The organism is Anatilimnocola aggregata (assembly GCF_007747655.1).
GTDB lineage: Bacteria > Planctomycetota > Planctomycetia > Pirellulales > Pirellulaceae > Anatilimnocola > Anatilimnocola aggregata.
Window position 1 is genome coordinate 4,973,229 of record NZ_CP036274.1, and the last position, 20,869, is coordinate 4,994,097.

The 20,869-nt window shown below is 56.9% G+C and carries 11 protein-coding genes; 8 read left to right on the forward strand and 3 right to left on the reverse strand.

The genetic code is table 11. The features are described from left to right. The first annotated feature begins 78 nt into the window (after window positions 1–78). Genes ETAA8_RS18525 through ETAA8_RS18540 form a run of 4 tightly spaced genes read left to right on the forward strand, consistent with a single transcriptional unit; the run spans window position 79 to window position 5,142 of the window. Window positions 79–873 carry a hypothetical protein gene (locus tag ETAA8_RS18525; RefSeq protein ID WP_145091557.1) on the forward strand — a complete coding sequence of 265 codons (795 nt, stop codon included), beginning with the start codon at window positions 79–81 and terminating at the stop codon, window positions 871–873. A 38-nt stretch (window positions 874–911) separates the two neighbouring features. Beyond that, on the forward strand, window positions 912–3,566 hold the full coding sequence (locus ETAA8_RS18530) for a tetratricopeptide repeat protein (RefSeq protein WP_145091560.1): 2,655 nt from the start codon (window positions 912–914) through the stop codon (window positions 3,564–3,566). Between the two features lie 35 nt (window positions 3,567–3,601). Then, window positions 3,602–4,411 carry an SDR family NAD(P)-dependent oxidoreductase gene (locus tag ETAA8_RS18535; RefSeq protein WP_145091563.1) on the forward strand — a complete coding sequence of 270 codons (810 nt, stop codon included), beginning with the start codon at window positions 3,602–3,604 and terminating at the stop codon, window positions 4,409–4,411. Window positions 4,412–4,461: 50 nt separating this feature from the next. After that, entirely contained in the window at window positions 4,462–5,142 is a 681-nt protein-coding gene (locus ETAA8_RS18540; RefSeq protein WP_145091566.1) for a Uma2 family endonuclease, read from the forward strand. Between the two features lie 25 nt (window positions 5,143–5,167). On the opposite strand, the gene ETAA8_RS18545 is transcribed toward ETAA8_RS18540, so the two are convergent. Then, window positions 5,168–6,379 carry an NAD(P)/FAD-dependent oxidoreductase gene (locus ETAA8_RS18545; RefSeq protein ID WP_145091569.1) on the reverse strand — a complete coding sequence of 404 codons (1,212 nt, stop codon included), beginning with the start codon at window positions 6,377–6,379 and terminating at the stop codon, window positions 5,168–5,170. 502 nt (window positions 6,380–6,881) lie between these two features. Between ETAA8_RS18545 and ETAA8_RS18550 the strand changes: the two genes are divergently transcribed. From ETAA8_RS18550 to ETAA8_RS18560, 3 genes are all read left to right on the forward strand, one after another. Continuing rightward, a complete protein-coding gene (locus tag ETAA8_RS18550; RefSeq protein ID WP_145091572.1) occupies window positions 6,882–12,662 on the forward strand; it encodes a HAMP domain-containing protein in 5,781 nt (1,926 codons plus the stop codon). Between the two features lie 23 nt (window positions 12,663–12,685). Beyond that, entirely contained in the window at window positions 12,686–14,866 is a 2,181-nt protein-coding gene (locus ETAA8_RS18555; protein ID WP_202921075.1) for a response regulator, read from the forward strand. Window positions 14,867–15,020: 154 nt separating this feature from the next. Next, window positions 15,021–16,553, forward strand: a complete 1,533-nt coding sequence (locus tag ETAA8_RS18560) for a porin (RefSeq protein ID WP_145091578.1) — start codon at window positions 15,021–15,023, stop codon at window positions 16,551–16,553. A gap of 52 nt (window positions 16,554–16,605) precedes the next feature. On the opposite strand, the gene ETAA8_RS18565 is transcribed toward ETAA8_RS18560, so the two are convergent. Beyond that, entirely contained in the window at window positions 16,606–17,382 is a 777-nt protein-coding gene (locus ETAA8_RS18565) for an enoyl-CoA hydratase/isomerase family protein (protein WP_145091581.1), read from the reverse strand. A gap of 427 nt (window positions 17,383–17,809) precedes the next feature. Between ETAA8_RS18565 and ETAA8_RS18570 the strand changes: the two genes are divergently transcribed. Further along, window positions 17,810–18,790, forward strand: coding sequence for a DUF3500 domain-containing protein (locus tag ETAA8_RS18570; RefSeq protein WP_145091584.1), 981 nt, complete (start codon window positions 17,810–17,812; stop codon window positions 18,788–18,790). On the opposite strand, the gene ETAA8_RS18575 is transcribed toward ETAA8_RS18570, so the two are convergent. Continuing rightward, the gene (locus ETAA8_RS18575; RefSeq protein WP_145091587.1) at window positions 18,787–20,694 is read right to left on the reverse strand and encodes a leucine-rich repeat domain-containing protein; all 1,908 of its coding nucleotides are present in this window, start codon (window positions 20,692–20,694) and stop codon (window positions 18,787–18,789) included. The two genes, ETAA8_RS18570 and ETAA8_RS18575, sit on opposite strands and share 4 nt — an antisense overlap. Between the last annotated feature and the right edge of the window lie 175 nt (window positions 20,695–20,869).

A 20,869-nucleotide genomic window follows, 5' to 3' on the forward strand; every position in this document is an offset into this window, starting at 1 on the left:
TAGCGAAATCGCTCATAACGAACGCGTGCCACGATAACGGCCGGACGTTGGGGCTGACGTCCGCAGGAGGCTAAGGCGATGAAATCTTTCCGATGGCAATTTCTACCAGCGATCAAGTCGCTGACAACTGCGTTTCTGGTCTGCGCCGGCATGCTTAGTACGCGTAGTGCGGCGGCGCAGCAGGTGAACGTCGGCGGGCCATTCAACACTGTTGGCCACGGCTTTTATGAGAGCATCGGCACGCGTTGGGGCGCACGTGGCCCGGGTTGGTTCTTCAACTTTGGCGGTGCACCGCCACCGGCCTTCGGTGGTTTCGATCCCAATGCGGGAGCTAACGTTGGCGGCGGCTTTCGAGCCGGGAACACGAGTGGGTTCTTCAACCTGAATGTCGGCCAAGGTGCCAATTCGACGATGGTTTCCCAGACGCCGAGCGTCACGATTCCCAATGGCGGCAACGGCTACTTTATTGACGGCACGTTTCGCCCCTTCGTTACTTCAATCATTCCCGTCGTCGGCGATCAATCCGATCCCAGCCCGCTCCGCGAACGCCTGCGAAGGTTACAAGAGCAACAAGAGGCCAGCCTTACTTCACCGGCGAATGCACCTGCTCAAGCCGAAGTTGGTGGTGGCGGAGTGGCCCGGCGAAGCACGGCCGAGCGCGGCGACCTGAGTGTGGCGGAAATTAAGTCCGCTGCGAATGCGCAGGGCAGTTCGCAGGATGAAGAGTTGGCCGCGATTCTTGAAAAAGCCAGGGGTGCAGAAGAAGCAGGCAAGGCAGGAGTCGCCCGCATCTACTATCAGATGGCCGCACGCCGCGCAACCGGAGAGCAGCAACAAAAGATCCTGGCGCACTTGCAAACTTTGCCTCGGTAGTACCTCCCCCTCGTTTATTCTTGCCACGAGTTCCCTTCATGAACAAGTCGCTGCTGCTACTGGCGATGCTTCTGGTCGCGCCGGTGGCCAGCCCGTTGATGCCAATAATTGCCCGAGCTCAGCAACCCAACGACGCGTTCCCGTCGGTGGCAGCAGCCATTCGAGCGCTCGGTGCCGATGAGTTTCAGACTCGCGAATTGGCCAGCCGCTATCTGTGGTACGCGGGTGCCGCCGCGCAGAAAGATCTCGAGCTCGCAATTAAGCACGACGATCCCGAAGTTCGCCTGCGCGCCTCGTTGGTCCTTCGCAAAGTCCGTCTGGGAATTACGCCCGATACTCCGGCAGAAACCCAGCAACTAATCAACCGTTTTTACGACGGTGACCGCAATGGCCGGCAGCAAGTCATTAGCGAGTTACGACAAAAGGGTTCTTACACAACCCTTTTTGCGCTGCTGCAAGGCGAGACCGACGCAGCCAGTCGGCAACTTTTTTTCAGCACGATGCAAGCCGATATGCAGCGCCTCGCGCCACAGATGGTGGCCAGTAGCGATTGGTCGCTGCTCGAGCAATGGCTCGACCTGGGCAAGGCCACCGAAGCCGGACAGGTCCATTTCATCACCTATGCGTTATTGCGCGGCAAGTTGAACGAGGAAATTAAGCGAGTCGAAGACGAATTGGAAAAGAGAAGAGATGATTCGGCACTCGTGAATCGACTGGCACTCATGTATCGCGCCGGGGGGAATGATAAGAAGGCGCTCGAAGTGATCCAGCGCGGGCCCAGCGATGCAAAATTGGTCGTGGCCATGTATCGCGAGCAAATGCAATGGGACCAAGCGCGGGCGAGTATCTCGCCACTCCCGAACAAAGTTCCGCGTGACACAATGGCCGACAGCGCCTTGCAAGCAGCCTTGGCCCGTTTGAGCGGCAAGGCCACAGACTCCCTCGAGGCAACACAAGCCTTTTCAAAGCTTGTCAAGACCGAAGACGTTTGGTTCGGTGCCAAGACACTGCTCTTGAATGAACGACCGCAACTAGCGCTCGACTTGCTGAAAGATGGTCTGCAGCCGATGGCTTTCGATTTGTTGTCACAGCTTCAGCAGCATCAAGAGGCCTTGGACCTGGCTGGAATCAAGGATGACACCAGTTTCAATCAAGCTTGGCTGAACGGGCTCACCGGGCAGCAGCCTGTCCGCACCAGCCGCTCGGTTGATCGCTTCACTTATGCAGTCAGCATCGCGGCGCAATTGCGAATGCTCGGTAAAAAGCAGCAGTACGATGATCTACGTGCCCTACTAGAGTCGACCGCCACCCTCGACGATCAGCGGGGGCAGTACTGGCATCAACTGGCGAGATTAGAACGACAACCAGGACGGCAGCAGGAACTGCTGCATTTGTACGGTCGCGGCGTAGCTCAGAATCCCCAGAGTGTTTGGTCGCAGCTATTCGGCAAGAAGTTTGCCCGCGCTCAAACGTGGTGGGAAGCTTTGGATGCAGATGTGAGATGGCAGGATCCACAGGAGCGATTGAATGCAGTGGCAGTCTCCATGCAGCCGGCGACCTTTGCGCGTCATGTTGAAGTCGATTGGCCAGCAGTTGAGAAGCACGTCAGTGCCAAGGCGGATAATCTGGGCACTGCGGCAGCAGTTCGTGTACGGCTGCATGCTGCCCTTGCCGAGGCCTGGGCCGCGCGCAGCGACAAGCTGCGTGCCGAAGAACACTGGAAAGCAGCCGTCGCGGCCGATCCCACAACGGCTACCGATTACGGTGACGTGCTACTCGCCGAGCAACGTTGGAACGAAGCAGCGACTCAGTATCAGCGGGCCTACGAACTGAATCAGGGGAATTCGCTTGCACTTTTTTTGCAGAGTGTCGCCTTGATACGGGCTGGGAAGGAAGCCGAAGGGAAAAAGTTACAGTCGACGGCAAGCCTGATGGCCCTCGATACCAACGCTCGCTATCTCCTGGCCACCGCTCTGCAAGATCGTAACCTGCGAGCGGAAGCTCTGGAGCAGTGGCAGCTATTGCGAAGGACAGGCGGTCCCGACCATTCGTACGTGATGATTGCCAATCAGCACTTGGGCAACCTCATCGCCGAGAAAGAGCCGCTGGCTGCCGCCGATCATTGGGAGCAACTCCGCTTTCACTTGCTCAAACCTGCCCTAAATCTGGTCGAGCAATCTGGCTATTTAAATCTGGCTGTGTCGCTGCACCGGACGCGAGCCCGCGGCCTGCTTTCGGCAGGTGACAAGGCTAAAGCGCTCGAGGAGTTGGCCATTTGCGAGGCCATGCTGCCGGGACATATCAAATTGGTCGAAGACTTTACTGCCCCACTCCGGAAGGCCGGAATGGAGCAAGAGGCAGATGCGTTGTTTGAACGGACGTATCAGGTCTATCAGCAGGGAGTGAAGCAGTTTCCCGAGAGTGCGGCCCTGCACAACCAGGCGGCGTGGACTGCGGCAATTGCCGGACGCCGCTTGGACGAAGCATTGGCCTTTGCCCAGAATGCGGTCAAACTGGCCCCCGAGAGTGCGGCCTATGCGGATACGCTTGCCGAAGTTCACTTCGCCCGTGGCGATCGTGAGCAAGCATTAACCTGGGCACGTAAGGCGGCGTCGCTTGCGCCCGAAACAAAAGCATACGATGAACGGCTGCAGAGTTTTTCCACCCGAGAGTTGCCGGCTGGTAGTCGCTGAGCGAATTCGTCGTCGAGTTGAGAAATGGACCAAGAATGGATTTGAAACTAACGGGAGACACCGCGCTCGTGGTGGGTGGAGCGAGCGGCATAGGGCTGGCCATCGCCCGCGCCTTTGCCCGCGAAGGAAGCAATGTGCTGCTTTGGGACCGCAGCGCCGAAACACCGGCTCGCGCGGCGGAACTGGCGACCGAATCGAGCACGACTTGCCTGGGACAGATTGTGGATGCCACTGACTTTGTGCAAGTGAAAAAAACAGCAGCTGAGATCAACGCTTCATTCGGCCAGATCCAGCATGTTGTCTACGCAGCGGGGATGGGTTCGGGTAAATTCGGATTTCCGTTTTGGAAGTTAGAGCCGAGCGACTGGGACCGGGTGCTGCGAGTGAACTTGCTCGGAGCCGTGAATGTCGCCCATGCCCTCGCGCCCGGTATGGCGGAGCGGCAGCAAGGGACTTTTCTTTTCATTTCGTCGGTCGCCGGGCAAATTGGTTCCCAGACCGACCCACCCTACTCGGCCGCCAAAGCAGGGTTGATTAACTTTGCCCAGGCTGCTGCCAAGGATCTTGCGCCCCATAACGTGCGAGTGAATACCATCTGTCCCGGCATGATTCAAACACCACTCAACCGTGCCGTCTGGCAGGCCTGGAACGACCAGCAGCCAGCAGATGCCAAACGGGCGTACGATGATTGGGCCGGCGAGAAGGTCCGCAGCGTAATTCCGCTCAAACGCTGGCAGACTCCCGATGACATCGCCGCCTATGCCGTCTTTCTCGCCTCCTATCAGGCCCAGAACATCACGGGGCAAACACTCAACGTCGATGGCGGCTGGGTAATGCACTGGTGACCAAGGAGATGCGACTCGCAACTTGCAAAGAGCCAGCATAGAGTGGTGATATGAGCACATCATTTCCAATTCCGCTTCCCTCCAGCGAGGGCCTGACCTCGGTCGGCACACTCGGGGAACTGGCAAATCGATTCGGTGATTTGCCACTGACGAGAATTTGTTTCTCACCGCTACCTGGTCTGGCCACCGGAGAGGACTTGCTTCGACTTCGTGCTGAGCAAGGTAAACGCTTTGAACTTGTTGACGGTACTCTCATTGAGAAGGCTATGGGTGCATACGAAGGATTGTTGGCGAGTTGGCTGGTCACGCAATTGCATATCTACCTGACGACGAATCCGATCGGAATTGCTTTCGGCGATGGCACTCCTTTGCAGCTCGCACCCAAGTTGATTCGCCTTCCCGACTGCGGATTTATTGCCTTGGATCGCCTGCCGGGTGGCGAGTTTCCAATTGACTCTCCTACTCCACATATCGTACCCAATCTGGCCGTCGAAGTAGTAAGCGTCACCAATACGCGAGGCGAAATGGAAGCTAAAATGGCCGAGTATTTTGGCCACGGCGTACAAGAAGTGTGGTACCTTTACCCCAGAACCAGGCAATTATTTCAGTTCACTCCGGGTACACAATTTCGAGTAATCGAGATTGACGAATCGATAACAACGGAGCTCCTGCCGGGGTTTTCGCTAAGCATGAAATGCCTCTTCAGTCCTCCTGGCAGACCCAAGCTGTAAGTCAATGACGGTGTTACACCCAGAGCTACCGCTCAAAGCGAAACACTTCTGCATCTGGGTTCGGTCGGCCGAAGTAGAGATCGGTAATCACCTGCGAAGCAATCACACTAAACGTGATGCCATTTCCGCCGTAGCCGAGGGCGAAGTAAGCGCGCGGCCGATCGGGCGGTGAGCCGATGTAGGCAAGTCCGTCCTTCGTTTCGGCAAAGGTTCCCGCCCAGGCATAATCCGGAACAAATGTTGCCCCGGGAAACAGTTCTTGAAAACGTTCCACTAACTTCTCAACCTTTCGGTCTACTAAGCCATCGCGCTCATGATCGTTCGAGAAGAGGGTGTCGCCACCGCCGATGAGCGCGCGGCCATCATCAGTACGCCGAGCATAAAAATAGGGGCGTGCGGTCTCCCAGAGCAGGCATTGGTTGGGCCAGCCGGGAACCTCTCCCAAGGGTTCGCTGATGACGGCATAAGTGCTATGCAATTTGCCGGCCGATTCCCCTGCTAGAAAGGGCTTCGTCGCGTAACCGGTGGCGTAGACAATCTTGTCCGCTATGATTCGCCCCGTTTCGGTAACGAGCGTGACGCACGAATCTGCTTCACACACACTGACCACTTTGGTTTTCGCATAAGCGCGCAAGCCTTGCCTGACTGCCGCGCGCAGAAGTTCGCGCGTAAAGCGATAAGGATCGATTTGCGCATCGCCGCGTGACAAGATTGCTCCGGCGGCCTGAAGTGTCGAGATTTCAGCCAGTTGTTCGCGATTCAGAAACTCGACATCAAAACCGACCTGGCGGCGCAGTTCGCACTCGCGTTCGAGACTGCTGCGGTGCCAAATGCTGGAGGCAAAATAGAGGCTCTCGCGTCGCGAGAATCCGCAATCTAGTTCGAGCTCCCCCACCAGTTGTTCGATTTCATCAATCGCGGTTAACCCGCGACGATACGCGCGCACTGCATTCTGCTCACCAACCTGGTCGATCAATTCTGCTAACGGCGTATCGACCTCATATTGCAATAATCCCGTACTGGCCGCGCTGCTGCCGTGACCAAATTCGCGCTCATCCACTAAGACGACGTCCACCCCCTGCGTCGTAAGTCGGTAGGCAGCCAACGCCCCGGTAATCCCTCCCCCAAGTACGACCACGCTACAGCGCACATCACCCGAGAATAGAGCCTCGCTTCCAATCGAACGGGCGTCGCAGTCGACTGCGAGCCAGTATGGTTTGCCAGTGCGCAATTTCACGGTGCAACTTCTCGTTAGTAGGGCTCAAGGAACGAATGTTGCCGTCAGTGCACGCGGCATGCCGAACGCCGGTGAGTGCTGAGAAACTGAGGCGTCAGCTTTGCCTGACCACAGCCACTGTACGGTAGACGACACAAGGTAGATTCAGTGGCTTGAGGTTGTCGCCGCAAGAGGGCCCTGATTACAATGGCTCTCGAATTGAATGTCTCGCAGGGACTGCGAGTTACGTCCACAGAACTGGATGAAACTGCGCGCCCCGGAGATTGATTGTGAAACGACTTACGTCGCCGTTTCTTCCCCAGCGACCTTCTCTAGATCAGCATCCTCCGCGCACTGCGGAATGCCCTCTCAGTCCGTTCTCACTGCAATCCGTTTCTGCGCGCTCGACAGTGCGGTTTACGTACCACATGCAAGCTTGAGCAGTCGACGAGCAGACACGCCCCGCCTCGTTAATTTTATCAGTTGCATTTCAAATCATCGCTTGCTCATCAAGGATTCTTTCATGGTTGCTTCACTGGAAACCACGCAAGCCATCGACCTCCCCGTTCTGCTGAATGCAATGAGCGCGCTCAAGCGGGGCGATTTTTCGGTCCGGTTGCCGCACGATTGGACCGGAGCAGCTGGCAAGGTCGCCGATGCCTTTAATGAAGTCATCGAGTTGAATGAGCGCATGGCCCGCGAACTCGAACGGCTGGGGCGAGTGGTCGGTAAAGAAGGAAAGCTGACGCAGCGAGCTTCGCTGGGCGATGTGCGCGGCAGTTGGGCCGCTTCGATTGATTCCGTCAATGATTTAATCGGCGACCTTGTACGCCCCACGCGCGAAACGGCTCGCGTGATCGGTGCCGTGGCTCAAGGTGATCTGTCACAGACGATGGCGCTGGAGCTTGACGATCGTCCGCTGCAGGGCGAATTCCTCGGCACGGCCAAGACCATTAATAAAATGGTGGATCAGCTCAGCTCGTTCGCGTCAGAAGTGACCCGCGTGGCTCGTGAAGTGGGTACGGAAGGCGAATTGGGTGGGCAGGCCCAGGTGAAGAACGTCGCCGGTACTTGGAAGGATCTTACCGATTCGGTGAACTCGATGGCCGGTAACTTGACCGGCCAGGTACGTAACATTGCCGAAGTGACGACCGCCGTCGCGAATGGCGACTTGTCGAAGAAGATTACCGTCGACGTGAAGGGTGAGTTCCTTGAATTGAAGAACACCATCAACACGATGGTGGATCAGCTTCGCTCATTCGCCTCGGAAGTGACCCGCGTGGCCCGCGAAGTGGGTACCGAAGGTCAGCTTGGTGGCCAAGCGAAGGTGGAAGGAGTGTCCGGTACTTGGAAGGATCTCACCGACTCGGTGAATTCCATGGCCAGCAATCTCACGGGGCAGGTGCGTAATATCGCCAACGTGACGACTGCCGTCGCCAAGGGTGATCTCTCGAAGAAGATCACGGTGGACGTCAAAGGCGAGTTCGGCGAACTAAGTAATACCATTAATACAATGGTCGATCAGCTTAGCTCGTTTGCTTCGGAAGTGACCCGCGTGGCTCGCGAGGTGGGCACGGAAGGTCAGCTGGGTGGGCAGGCGAAGGTGGAAGGAGTTTCAGGTACATGGAAGGATCTCACCGACTCGGTGAATTCCATGGCCGGTAACTTGACCGGCCAGGTGCGTAACATCGCGGCGGTAACGACGGCCGTGGCCAACGGTGACTTGTCGAAGAAGATCACGGTCGATGTGAAGGGGGAAATTCTCGAACTCAAGAACACCATTAATACGATGGTGGATCAGCTTAGTTCGTTCGCGGCCGAAGTGACCCGCGTGGCCCGCGAAGTGGGTACCGAAGGCAAGCTCGGTGGCCAAGCGAAGGTGGAAGGTGTGTCCGGTACTTGGAAGGACCTCACCGACTCGGTGAATTCGATGGCCGGTAACTTGACCGGCCAGGTCCGTAATATCGCGGCCGTCACGACGGCCGTGGCCAATGGCGACTTGTCGAAGAAGATCACTGTGGACGTGAAGGGGGAAATCCTCGAACTGAAGAACACGATCAATACGATGGTCGATCAGCTTAGCTCCTTTGCTTCGGAAGTGACTCGTGTGGCTCGCGAAGTGGGCTCGGAAGGCAAGCTGGGCGGACAAGCTCAGGTGCGCGGTGTTGCCGGTACGTGGAAGGATCTCACCGACTCGGTGAATGGCATGGCCGGTAACCTCACGGCTCAAGTGCGTAACATCGCCGAAGTGACGACCGCTGTGGCGAACGGTGACTTGTCGAAGAAGATCACCGTGGACGTGAAGGGTGAATTCCTCGAACTGAAGAACACCATCAATACGATGGTGGATCAGCTTCGCTCGTTCGCCTCGGAAGTGACCCGCGTGGCCCGCGAAGTGGGCACCGAAGGCAAGCTGGGCGGACAGGCTCAGGTGGAAGGTGTTTCCGGTACGTGGAAAGATCTTACGGACTCTGTGAATTCCATGGCGGGCAACTTAACCGGCCAGGTCCGCAATATCGCCGCGGTGACGACCGCCGTGGCGAATGGCGACTTGTCGAAAAAGATCACCGTGGATGTGAAGGGTGAAATTCTCGAACTCAAGAACACCATCAATACGATGGTGGATCAGCTTCGCTCCTTTGCTTCGGAAGTGACCCGCGTGGCCCGCGAAGTGGGCACTGAAGGTCAATTGGGTGGTCAAGCTAAGGTGGAAGGTGTGTCGGGAACTTGGAAGGACTTGACCGACTCCGTGAATTTCATGGCCAGCAACTTGACTGGCCAGGTGCGTAACATTGCTGCGGTGACCACGGCCGTGGCAACGGGCGATTTATCGAAGAAGATCACCGTCGACGTGAAGGGTGAATTTCTCGAACTGAGTAATACGATCAACACGATGGTCGATCAGCTTGGCTCGTTTGCGGCGGAAGTGACCCGCGTAGCCCGCGAAGTGGGTACGGAAGGAAAGTTGGGTGGTCAGGCCCAGGTGAAGGGTGTTTCCGGTACTTGGAAAGATCTTACCGACAACGTGAACTCGATGGCCGGTAACTTGACCAGCCAGGTGCGCGGTATCGCCAAGGTTGTGACCGCGGTCGCTAACGGTGACTTGAAGCAAAAACTGACGGTGGAAGCGAAGGGGGAAATCGCGGCGCTTGCCGATACGATTAACTCGATGATCGAAACGCTCGCGACGTTCGCCGACCAGGTGACGACCGTGGCTCGAGAAGTGGGTGTCGAAGGAAAGCTCGGTGGCCAGGCGAAGGTGCCGGGTGCAGCCGGAACCTGGAAGATGCTCACCGAGAACGTGAATCAACTCGCGGCGAACTTGACGACTCAGGTCCGCGCGATCGCCGAGGTGGCTACCGCCGTGACCAAGGGTGACTTGACTCGCTCCATCACCGTGGAGGCTCTCGGTGAAGTGGCGGCGCTCAAGGACAACATCAACGAGATGATTCGCAACTTGAAGGACACCACGCTCAAGAACAGCGAACAAGACTGGTTGAAAACGAACCTGGCGAAGTTCAGCCGCATGTTGCAAGGCCAGCGCGACTTGACGACGGTCGGCCGCATGATTCTGTCGGAACTCGTGCCGGTGGTGGGTGCCCAGCAGGCCGTCTTCTACGTCCATGAAACGGTCGACGATCAGCCCCAACTCACCTTGCTGGCGAGCTACGCCGATCAAGGACAGGATGCTTTGGGCAAGCGAATTGGCATCGGCGAAGGGCTCACGGGTCAGTGCGCATTGGAAAAGCAGAAGATCCTCGTCACCAACTGCCCGCCCAACTACTTTCACGTTTCATCCGCGCTGGGTGTCGCCGCACCCAAGAGCATCATCGTCCTGCCGGTTATTTTCGAAGGTGAACTGAAGGGCGTGCTCGAACTCGCTTCGTTCGAGCGTTTTAATCCGACCCACCAGGCATTTCTCGATCAGCTTACTGAATCGATCGGTATCGTGCTCAACACGATCGAAGCGAACATGCGTACGGAAGGCCTGCTCAAGCAGTCGCAATCGCTTGCGCAAGAGTTGCAAAGCCGGCAAGAGGAGTTGCAGAACACGAACCAGGAACTCGAAGAGAAGGCCGGTCTGCTCGCGCACCAAAATCAGGAAGTGGAACGAAAAAATCGCGAAGTGGAACAAGCCCGCCAGGCTCTCGAAGAAAAGGCCAAACAGTTGGCCCTCACTTCGAAGTACAAATCAGAGTTCCTTGCGAATATGTCGCACGAGTTGCGAACGCCGCTCAACAGCTTGCTTATCCTTTCGGACCAGCTGAGCAAGAATGCGGAGAACAACCTCACGTCGCGGCAAATGGAGTTCGCCAAGACCATTCACTCCAGCGGCAACGACCTGCTGATGCTGATCAACGACATTCTCGACTTGTCGAAGATCGAATCGGGCACGGTCATGGTCGATGTCGGCGAACTGCGGCTCAGCGACCTGAACAGTTACGTCGAACGGACCTTCCGCCACGTCGCCGAAGCCAAGGAAGTCGAGTTCAGCATCGAGCTCGATCCGCAATTGCCGAAGACGATGCTTACCGACGCCAAACGCCTGCAGCAAGTGATCAAGAACCTCCTCTCTAATGCGTTTAAGTTCACGCATCAAGGGAGGGTTAAGCTCACCGTGAAGCCGATCGCTGCGGGCTGGAACACCGAGAACGACTTGCTGAATCATGCCAGCGGTGTGCTGGCCTTCGTCGTTACCGACACGGGCATCGGTATTTCACCAGACAAGCAGCAGATCATTTTCGAAGCCTTCCAGCAGGCCGACGGCAGCACTAGCCGCAAGTACGGCGGTACTGGCCTCGGTCTGGCGATCAGCCGCGAACTATCGCGACTGCTCGGCGGCGAAATTCGTCTTACCAGCATTCCGGGCAAGGGAAGCACGTTCACCTTGTTCCTGCCACAGGCGTTTGTCCCACAAAAGCTTTCGCGCAAGGCCTCGACAGAACGAGTTTCCGACGACTCCCTCACACACATTCCTGCGAATCTGGTTGCTCCGCCGCGCGAGCAACCAACTGAGCTGCTGGAGCCGGAAGTTTCGCAACTGGTCAACGAAGTGGGTGATGACCGCAACACCATCCAGCCAGATGACGTAGTCATGCTAATCGTCGAGAACGACTTGAACTTTGCCCGAATCTTGTTGCAGGCCGCCCACGAGCGAGGGTTTAAGGGGTTGGTGACTTCGATGGGCGCGGCCGCGCTCACCATGGCCCGCGAATATCGTCCTACAGCGATGACGCTCGACATCTGCTTGCCAGATATCAACGGCTGGCGAGTGCTCGAGCGTTTGAAGAACGATGCGAACATCCGGCATATACCGGTATGGATTGTGTCGACGGAAGAAATACGAGAACAGGCTCTCAGTTCGGGGGCTGTCGAGTTCTTACCGAAGCCAATTCGCACTCAGGATGATCTCAACAAATTCATGGACACCGCCAGCGAATTCACCCGGCAACGGACTCGAAACATCTTGCTGGTGGAACGAGAAGCAACGGCGCAAAACGAAGTTCGTCCGCTCATCGAGCAGGATGATTTGCGTGTGCAGCACGTCACCAGCAATCGGCAGGCGCTGGCGGCACTGAAAGCGGGTGAATACGACTGCCTGATCTTGAGCGCGCAAGTCTGCGATGTTTCGTTGAGTGAAATTGCTGCTGAAATTGCCCGCACACCCGCGCTTGCCAGACTACCGATTATCTACCGCACCGATGTCGTTCCTTCGGCAGACAACCAGGTGGCGCTACGCGAGCTTGGCCGTAGCCGCATCGTCCGGGCAGCATTTTCTGCAGAGCTACTGCTCGATCAAGTGGCCGCCACGTTGCACTATCCGTTAGCCAAGCTAGCTCCCGACAAGCGAGAAGTGTTGCGGAATCTGCACGATTCGGACGGCGTGCTCGAAGGGCGCAAGGTACTCATTGTCGACGATGACATTCGCAATATCTTCGCGCTCTCCAGTGTGCTGGAATGGCGCAACATGCAAATTTACTCGGCTGAGACGGGCAGAGATGCAATTCAAGTGCTGCAGAACCATGCCGATATCGACATCGTACTCATGGATATCATGATGCCCGAAATGGATGGCTACGAGACGATGCGCGCTATTCGCCAAATTCCGCACCTTAAAAACCTTCCCATTATTGCGGTGACAGCCAAAGCGATGAAAGGAGATCGCGAGAAGTGCATCGAGGCCGGGGCTTGGGATTACCTTGCCAAACCGGTAGACTCGGAGCAGATGTTAGCTGTCATGCGCGCATGGCTCAGACGGCGCGAAACTGCCGGACAAGAAATTGAAGCACGGGCGGCCACGTAATCGCTAACTCTTGGATGACTTACATGATGCCACCAGGCTCTGATGCAGCGCCAGCGGGACAGCCGCCCAGCGAAAGAGTGAACGTGCTGATCGTCGATGATCAGCCCGATAAACTTCTTTCGCTTGAAGCTGCGCTTGCCAGCCTGGGGGAGAACATCGTACTGGCGAAGTCGGGGCGCGATGCACTGCGACGTCTGCTGGAGCACGATTTTGCCGTGATCCTGCTCGACGTGAACATGCCGGACATGGATGGCTTCGAAACCGCCGCGCTGATCCGGCAACATCGGCGCTGCACCCATACCCCCATCATCTTCGTCACCGCTTTTGGCGACGACATGCACACCGCCCAAGGTTATTCCTTGGGGGCGGTCGACTATATCCTGTCACCAATCGTGCCCGATATTTTGCGCACCAAGGTGCGCGTGTTCGTCGACCTATTCCGCAAGACGCAGGAGATTGAGCGGCATGCTGAAGCTCGGGTCAACCTCGCGCGCGAGCAGGCTGCCCGAGCTGCGGCGGAAGATTCCAATCGGCAGTTAAATTTTCTGTCCGAAGCTTCGGCCGCGATGACTCGTCATTTAAGCACAGACGCCACAATCGCCGAAATCAATCGAGTTGCGGTGCCATTTTTGGCAGACTTCAGTGCCATCGCCTTGCTGGATGAGCAACACCAACTCGGTAAGTGCGACGCAGCTTGGGCGACGCCCGTCGGCAACTTGAGTTCAACTCGTGATGAACTTTGGCAGCGGCTCCCGGCACAGCTGCGCGGTTCGATTAAAGAGGCAATTGACAATAGTCAGGCACGGTTGGGCCGCGCGGGGTTCGTGCGGCAAATCACGATTTCAGCGGCCGACATTACCGGCGATCAAGGAATTGGCGGAAATCCGCTCCACGTCTTCGCGATTCTTCCTCTTAGTGCCCGTGGGCGCACCATTGGCGCGTTGGTCCTGGCAAGCAACTCGCTCGAAACGACCACAGCTGTGGGCCACTTTCGCCTGGTTGAGGATTTTGCCAATCGGGCCAGCATCGCTATCGACAACGCTCGCCTGTATGAGAATGTGCGCGAACACGATCGCCGCAAAGATCATTTTCTCGCGATGTTAGGCCACGAGTTGCGGAATCCTCTCGCGCCGATTCGCAATGCGGTCGAAATCCTGCGTTGTTCAGCTCAAGTACCGGGGACCACGACCGATACTGGCTCGATCCAAGCGCGTGAAATGATCGAACGTCAGGTGGCGCACATGACGCGGCTGATCGACGATCTGCTTGATGTCTCCCGGATTGCCAGCGGCAAGATTCAATTGCGACGAGAGCGCTGCGACCTGACCAAGATCGTTAAAGATACGCTCGAAGATTATCGCTCGGTCGTCGAACAGAGCGGCTTGCAGCTGACGTTGGAACTACCGCAGCAGTCGTTGTGGATTCAAGGCGACCGGACGCGGATGAGTCAAATTGTTGGGAACCTGATTCACAATGCACACAAATTCACTGACGAAGGGGGGCAAGTCCTGGTTCGTCTGCTTCCCGAAACGGATGGACGCTCGGCGCTGCTGACGATTCGCGATTCGGGCATTGGCATGGATCGCGAAACACTCAGTTCAGTCTTCGATGCCTTCTCCCAGGCCGATCGATCGCTGGAACGAAGTCGTGGTGGGTTGGGGCTGGGGCTGGCACTTGTCAAAGGGCTCGTCGAGTTGCATGGCGGCGCAGTTTGCGTGAGCAGTGAAGGCTTAGGACGGGGGACCGAGTTTCGCGTGCAGTTGTTTCTCGATCAATCTGTCGTCGCTTCCCAGCAGTCGGCACCGCGGGCAACAACGAAGGGAAAGTCTTGCCGAATCCTGATCATCGAAGACAATTTGGATGGCGCAGAAAGTATGCGATTGCTCCTGCGTCACCTGGGGCATGAGGTAAAGGTTGCTCATACCGGTCCGAGTGGTCTCGCTGTCGCAACCGAGTGGTCGCCCGAGGTGGTGCTGTGCGATATCGGCTTACCTGGTGGGATGGATGGTTACGCCGTCGCGCGGGCGTTGCGCGAAGAGACTCATCTCGACGGTCTCCTGCTCATTGCACTCACCGGTTACGGAAGGGACGACGATCAGCGCCGCGCTAAAGAGGCGGGCTTTGATCAACACATGACGAAGCCCGTCGATTTTGCCGTGCTCCAGCGCACGCTCACTTCGTTCAGTCATTTGTGCCAACGGTAGCGCGGTCTCCACAATTGTCCGCTAGCAACTGCTTCATATCGCTGAATTACAATTTGGCAGACTTTAGGGGTTGTAGCGGTCTTGCTGCCGATATTCATTAGGACCGACGAATTTGTCGCTCACTTTTGAAATATCAACTATCGGCGAGATTGCCATGCGGTCCATCCACGCTTTGCTAGCAGTGGCAATTGCCAGCAGCACCTCCTTACTAACTGCCAGCGGGCAACCAAACTATCCGACTCCTTTTCCGTCTGGCGAATTGCCAGTGCAACAGTATTCGGCGCCGCAGCTTCCGGCTCAGCCTGATCCCACACCCTTGGCTGCTCCTTATCAGGCACCCGTCGACGCTGAGGTCGCCAGTGAACTAACACTGGCCGACAGCAGTGCCGATCTGGCGGCCACCTTAGCTCCTGCCGATCCTACTGCCACGCGACTAGCAGCGCTTGAGAAGGAGATGGAAGCGCTGAAGGCCGCCTCCAAGAAACTGCCGAACGTCACAATCAATGGCATCGTGCAAGCCGATGCAGTGGTATTCCACCAGGATGCGGCAAGCCGCGCTACGTTCGATCCAATCCTGAACGAGCCGATTCAAAATGGTGCCGACTTCCGCCGCGTGCGTTTAAGCGCGAAGGGCGCGGTTGCGGAGAATATGAACTACTTCGTGCAGATGGACTTCGGGTTCTTCGGCCGGCCGACATTCACCGATGTGTGGATGGAGTGGACGAACTTGCCCATACTCGGAAATGTGCGTGTCGGGCAATGGAAACACCCCTTTTCCTTGGAGGTCGTCAGCAGCTTTCGCTATACGACCTTTATGGAACGTTCCTCGCTGTTTCAGGCCTTCACGCCGTTTCGCCACATCGGCATTGGCTTCTACAACAACTCGGAAGACTTGAACACGACGTGGGCTGGTTCCTTGTTCCGTACAGGACAGGATCAGTTCGGAGGATCGTTAAGTACGGATGGTGGCAACGGTCTTGCCGGTCGCTTAACCCACTTGCTGTGGTACGACGAACCAGCTGATGGACGCTATTACTGCCATATCGGCGGCGCTTATTACTACAATTCGCCGCCGCGCGATCTTGTTCGCTTCCGCTCGATTCCCGAGATCTTCGTCGGTGAGTTTGCGCCAGGCGCGGTGGGCACTTCCGGTCAGGCAGTCCCCGGTGCCTTCAATGGAACACCATTCTTTGTCGATACTTTGCTTCTCGATGCTCAGAGTGTGAATACGTTCGGTGTCGAAAACCTGACCGTGCATGGTGCGTTCTCCTTTCAGGCCGAAGCAATGGCTGCCATCGTCGACCAGACCGCTGGCGGCACCGCGACGCTCGCCGGCATGTACATGCAGGCGGGCTATTTTCTCACCGGCGAGCATCGGCCCTATGATCGCAAAGCGGGAGCCATCGACCGTGTAAAACCGTTTGAAGACTTCTTCTGGGTCAACACTAACAGCGGTAGATGCTGTGGACTGGGGGCCTGGGAAATCGCGGCTCGTTGGTCTTATATCGACCTAAACGATGGCACGATTGTCGGTGGCGAAATGAGCAACCTGACCACGGGCGTCAACTGGTACTGCAACCCCTACTGCAAAGTGGTCTTCAACTTCGTTCACAGCTGGCTCGACTACCGGACTGGAGTCCAGAGCGAAACCAGTGCCTTCGCTTTGCGGGCCCAGATCGACTTCTAAGTCGCTGCAGAGTGCTGCCTGAGAAACAAACCACTGGAAACTACAGAAACAGCTACTTCCACTTTGGGTTGCGTTTCTCAAAGAAGGCAGTGAGCCCTTCGGCGGCCGCTTCGGTGGTGCGCGCGGTGGCACTCATGGCTGCACCGGCTGAAAGTTGAGTCAGCAACTGCTCGCCGATATTTTCGTAGATCATACGCTTCGTCAGTTGAATGGCCTCAGGTGCCGATTGAGCGATCTCCTTCGCCAGTTCGTGGGAGCTCGCCCAGATGAGATCGTCCGCGACGATCTCATGATAGATGCCTCGCGACAAAGCCTGCTGCGCTTCAATGGTATTGGCCCGCAGCAGCAGATGCGTGGCAGCGCCCCCACCGATGCGAAAGGCCAAGAGTGGTGAGACAATACCCGCGACAATCCCCCGCTTGGGCTCCGGCAAGCCAAACATCGCACTAGCAGTAGCCACGACCAGATCGCTGGCCAGCACCAGCCCCGCTCCCCCCGCCATCGCGGGCCCATTGACCGCGGCAATGATCGGCTTGGGAAACTGCAGCATCTGCTCGATGAGCTCGCGGTATTGCAGACTGTCGCGGTACCACTGCTCTTGGGCATCGGGCTGCGAAGCGGTCTGCTGCATCTCGGCGAGATCCATGCCAGCGCAAAAAGCCGAACCAGCGCCGGTCAGAATGACCGCGCGCACTTGTTTTTCGCCATGCAAATCGGTGAAGGCCTGCGAGATCTCCGTCAGCATTTGCCTGGTCAGCGCGTTACGCTTCTCGGGCCGACTGAGAATAATGGTTCCGCTGGGGACGTTCTTCTTGACGATGACGGTCATGATGGGCAGCTGGGCCAGGCCAATGGATACTCCGGCGATCTCACGGGGAATCGCACCAACGCAAGTTTAGTCGATGACCGCGGCACTGAGCAGCCACGCGTGCCAACTCTGCTTGCTGTTCAGGGTAAGTTCAACGACCGCCGCGGATGCGGGGCGTGGGTGAGTTCGACTGACTTTTTTCATCCTAGATGTTCAACAGGCAGCCTCTTATTTGAACACCAAACGCTCGGAAACTCGTGAGTTACGTCATCCACTGTTCAATTAAGGAACCCTTAATTGAACACCCCCCGTTTTGAGGCTGACGCGTCCAGCCATCGCCCAAATCAGCTCACTACCTGGCTCCGAATTCATTTCGCTTCAGCCACAAGGCTTCGCTACAATGCCGGAAGGTTTTCCCACCATTCAATCCTCTCTCCAGGAAATGATCATGAACCATAAGGACCGCTCGGGTTGCTCGGATTGTGGCTCTGTAGACCGCCGCGACTTTTTGCGCACGATGGGCACCGCTGCCCTCGCCACGGCTGCTGTGCCGATGTTGGGCAACAGCGTATTTGCCGCGCCAAGTCCGAAGAGTGGTGCAGAAACGGTGGCTGCCGAATTGTACAAGTCGCTGTCCGACGAGCAGAAGAAAGCGATTTGCTTCGATTTCGATCACGAATTGCGCAAGAAGATCAACGCCAACTGGCACATCACCAAGCCGAAGATCGACGACTCGTTCTACACCAAGCAACAGCGGGCGATGGCGGAACAAATCGTGCGGAAGGTGACTTCCGAAGATGGCTTCCAACGATTGCTGAAGCAAACCGAATACGATGACGGTGGTCTGGGCGCGTATAGCATGGCCATGTTCGGCAATCCTGACTCAGGCAAGTTCCAATGGACTCTGACCGGTCGCCACCTCACGTTGCGCGCCGATGGCGATAGCGTGGATAAAGCGGCCTTTGGCGGTCCACTCATCTATGGTCACGGTGAAGAAGATACCAAGGAAAACCTCTACCACTATCAGACCAAGCAAACCAACGAGGTCTTCAAAGCACTCGACGCCGCGCAAGCGAAGAAGGCCTTGCTGACTGCTGCTCCTGGCGAATCGGCGGTGCAGGTTCAAGGTGCAGCTGGCAAGTTCCCGGGCATTGGCGTGGGTGAACTTAGCAGCGATCAACAGCAGTTGGTCGAAGCGACACTCAAGGTGCTGCTGGCTCCTTATCGCGCCGAAGATGCCGACGAAGTAATGGCAATGCTCAAAGCCGATGGCGGCGTGGGCAAGTTGCACATGGCCTTCTACTCGAACAACGACCTGAACAAGGACAACGTTTGGGATATCTGGCGCGTCGAAGGTCCGTCGTTCGTCTGGCACTTCCGCGGAGCGCCGCACGTGCACGCCTACATCAACATTGCTGCCAAGGCCTAATTGGGTGGGCCTTCAATCACAGGCTCGTCGTCAATATTCAAGTCTGGCAAAGCGCGTCGCAGTCGCGCTTTGCCGGCGGATGAAATTTGAGTACCACTCAAGAATATTTTCTGGCAACTCTGCAGTTGGCTTAATGTGGGGATGGCGTCATCCGTAAGCTTCGTGCGCGATAGGTCCAGAATCTCTAAGCGCGGCCACTGCGGTAAGTTGATCAGCGCCGCATTGCCAATGTCGTTGCCAGCCAGGCTAAGCCACTGACAATGTGGCAGAACTGGCAAGCGCAGCAAACCGGCGGAAGTGACTTGGGTATCGTTGATATGCAACCACTGCAACTTGGAGTCGGTGCTGACTTGCGCGGCGCAATCGTCCGAAAAGTTCGTGTGCGCTATTTTCAACACTTGCAAGTTCGAACGCGCGGTTAGTTGCCGCAATCCAACGCAGGAGAAATTGCTCCCTTCGAGATCGAGCCACGCTAATGCTCGAAGTTCTGCCAGTCGCTCGAGTGCGTTCTCCGGCAGTTGACAGCGGTTCATTTCGACCAATTCTAGCCGCCGTAGTACGCTCAACTGCCGCAAGTCTTGGTCAGTTACGATTTGCCTTTGCAAATGCAACTCTTGCAAGTTATGTAGCCGGGTCAGCAACATCACGACTTCAGCACGTTGACTCGCCAGCGCTGGCGATGAGTAGGTGGCTTTGGTAATGATCTCGAATCCGCTCGGCTCCAACCGATAGCCGGCTTGCCGCAGTTGCCAGAGGAGTTGCAGATCTTCGAGTTCCAGCACGCGCACCGATCCATTCTCGGGCAGATATGCGGCGCGTGACACTTCAGCTGCTTCGCCGGTTGCTGACTTGATGAAGTAGCGATCGGAAATGCCCCAGCGCGGATCGGCAATGTGAAGTCTTTCGCCGGGCTTCGCCGTCCGCTCAAAATGCTGAATAAACAACCGGGGCGAATCGGGAAATGGGACCGTCAGTCCAGTCCAGCCGTCCAGGTGATGATAAGAGTCAGCACTAATATGAATCGCCCGCGGCATGTTCCCGCTGTACAGGACAAATGCCAGATGCGGATTGAGCAACCCGACGTAGAACAAGGCGGGAGAAAACAACAGAGTTGCGATGACCAGTTGCGTTGGCCAGCCGCTATCTTTCCAATTCAGACGATTGACCGACGATTGCCTGAGCAGCACGTAGGCCGCAACTGCCGTTGCCAAATTCCACGGCCACACACTCTCGTTGAAATTTCGCACCAGCGGCGAGAGCAGCAATAACAGTCCCAGATGCAAGGCCACCGCAGGCCAGACGGCAAGTCGCGGTGCGAACATGGCGAGCAGACCGACCGCAGTCTCAAACAGAGCAACGGCGATGGCGAACGGCAAGTGCCAGGTGTCTCCATCGAAGCCGCACTGTTCCAGAAACCACCAGGACTGATAGCCGTACCACTCGGGCGATAAGAACTTATGAAGTCCGGCCCATAGCCACATACTGGCCAGGTACCAGCGAGCGAGATACGCAGTTCGTTCGTTCACGCAGCCCAGCATGAGCACCGCCAGCGAAATCACTTGGGGCTGCAACCGCAGTTGATCGGCAAGCATGGCAATACCGAGCAGCGTCAGGTGCGCGGCAACTCCCAACCGGGGCCAGGCCACCATTGCCAACAGCGTCAAGAGCAGCGGAATACCGAACGAAATTTCCGGAAACCAAATCAACGGCAGCAGCGGCGGGGCTGCGCGCACGTTCCACACCGGCCAACTCACCAACAGGGTGGCAGCCTGGCAAACGGCCACGAAGAGGAGGAGTGAGTAGTTCTCGACCGACCGCGACACCTGCTGGTACCAACGCGCGAACGCCCCCGGCACATGCTCCGAGTGTGCATTGACTCGTTGAGTTGTTCGCGGTCGGGCCATGAGAACAATGTACCCTTTGCCAGGCTGAGCGACCCGTAATACGCCGCGCAAAGTCAGCTCACTCGGATTGTTCTCGTGGTTCCGCCTGTAGCGAACGTGCCGGTCTGCGAAAGTTTCCTATGTCCCACCGCGGGTCGCTGACGAAATCAATAGTGAGGAAGTCCAGCCAGGGAAT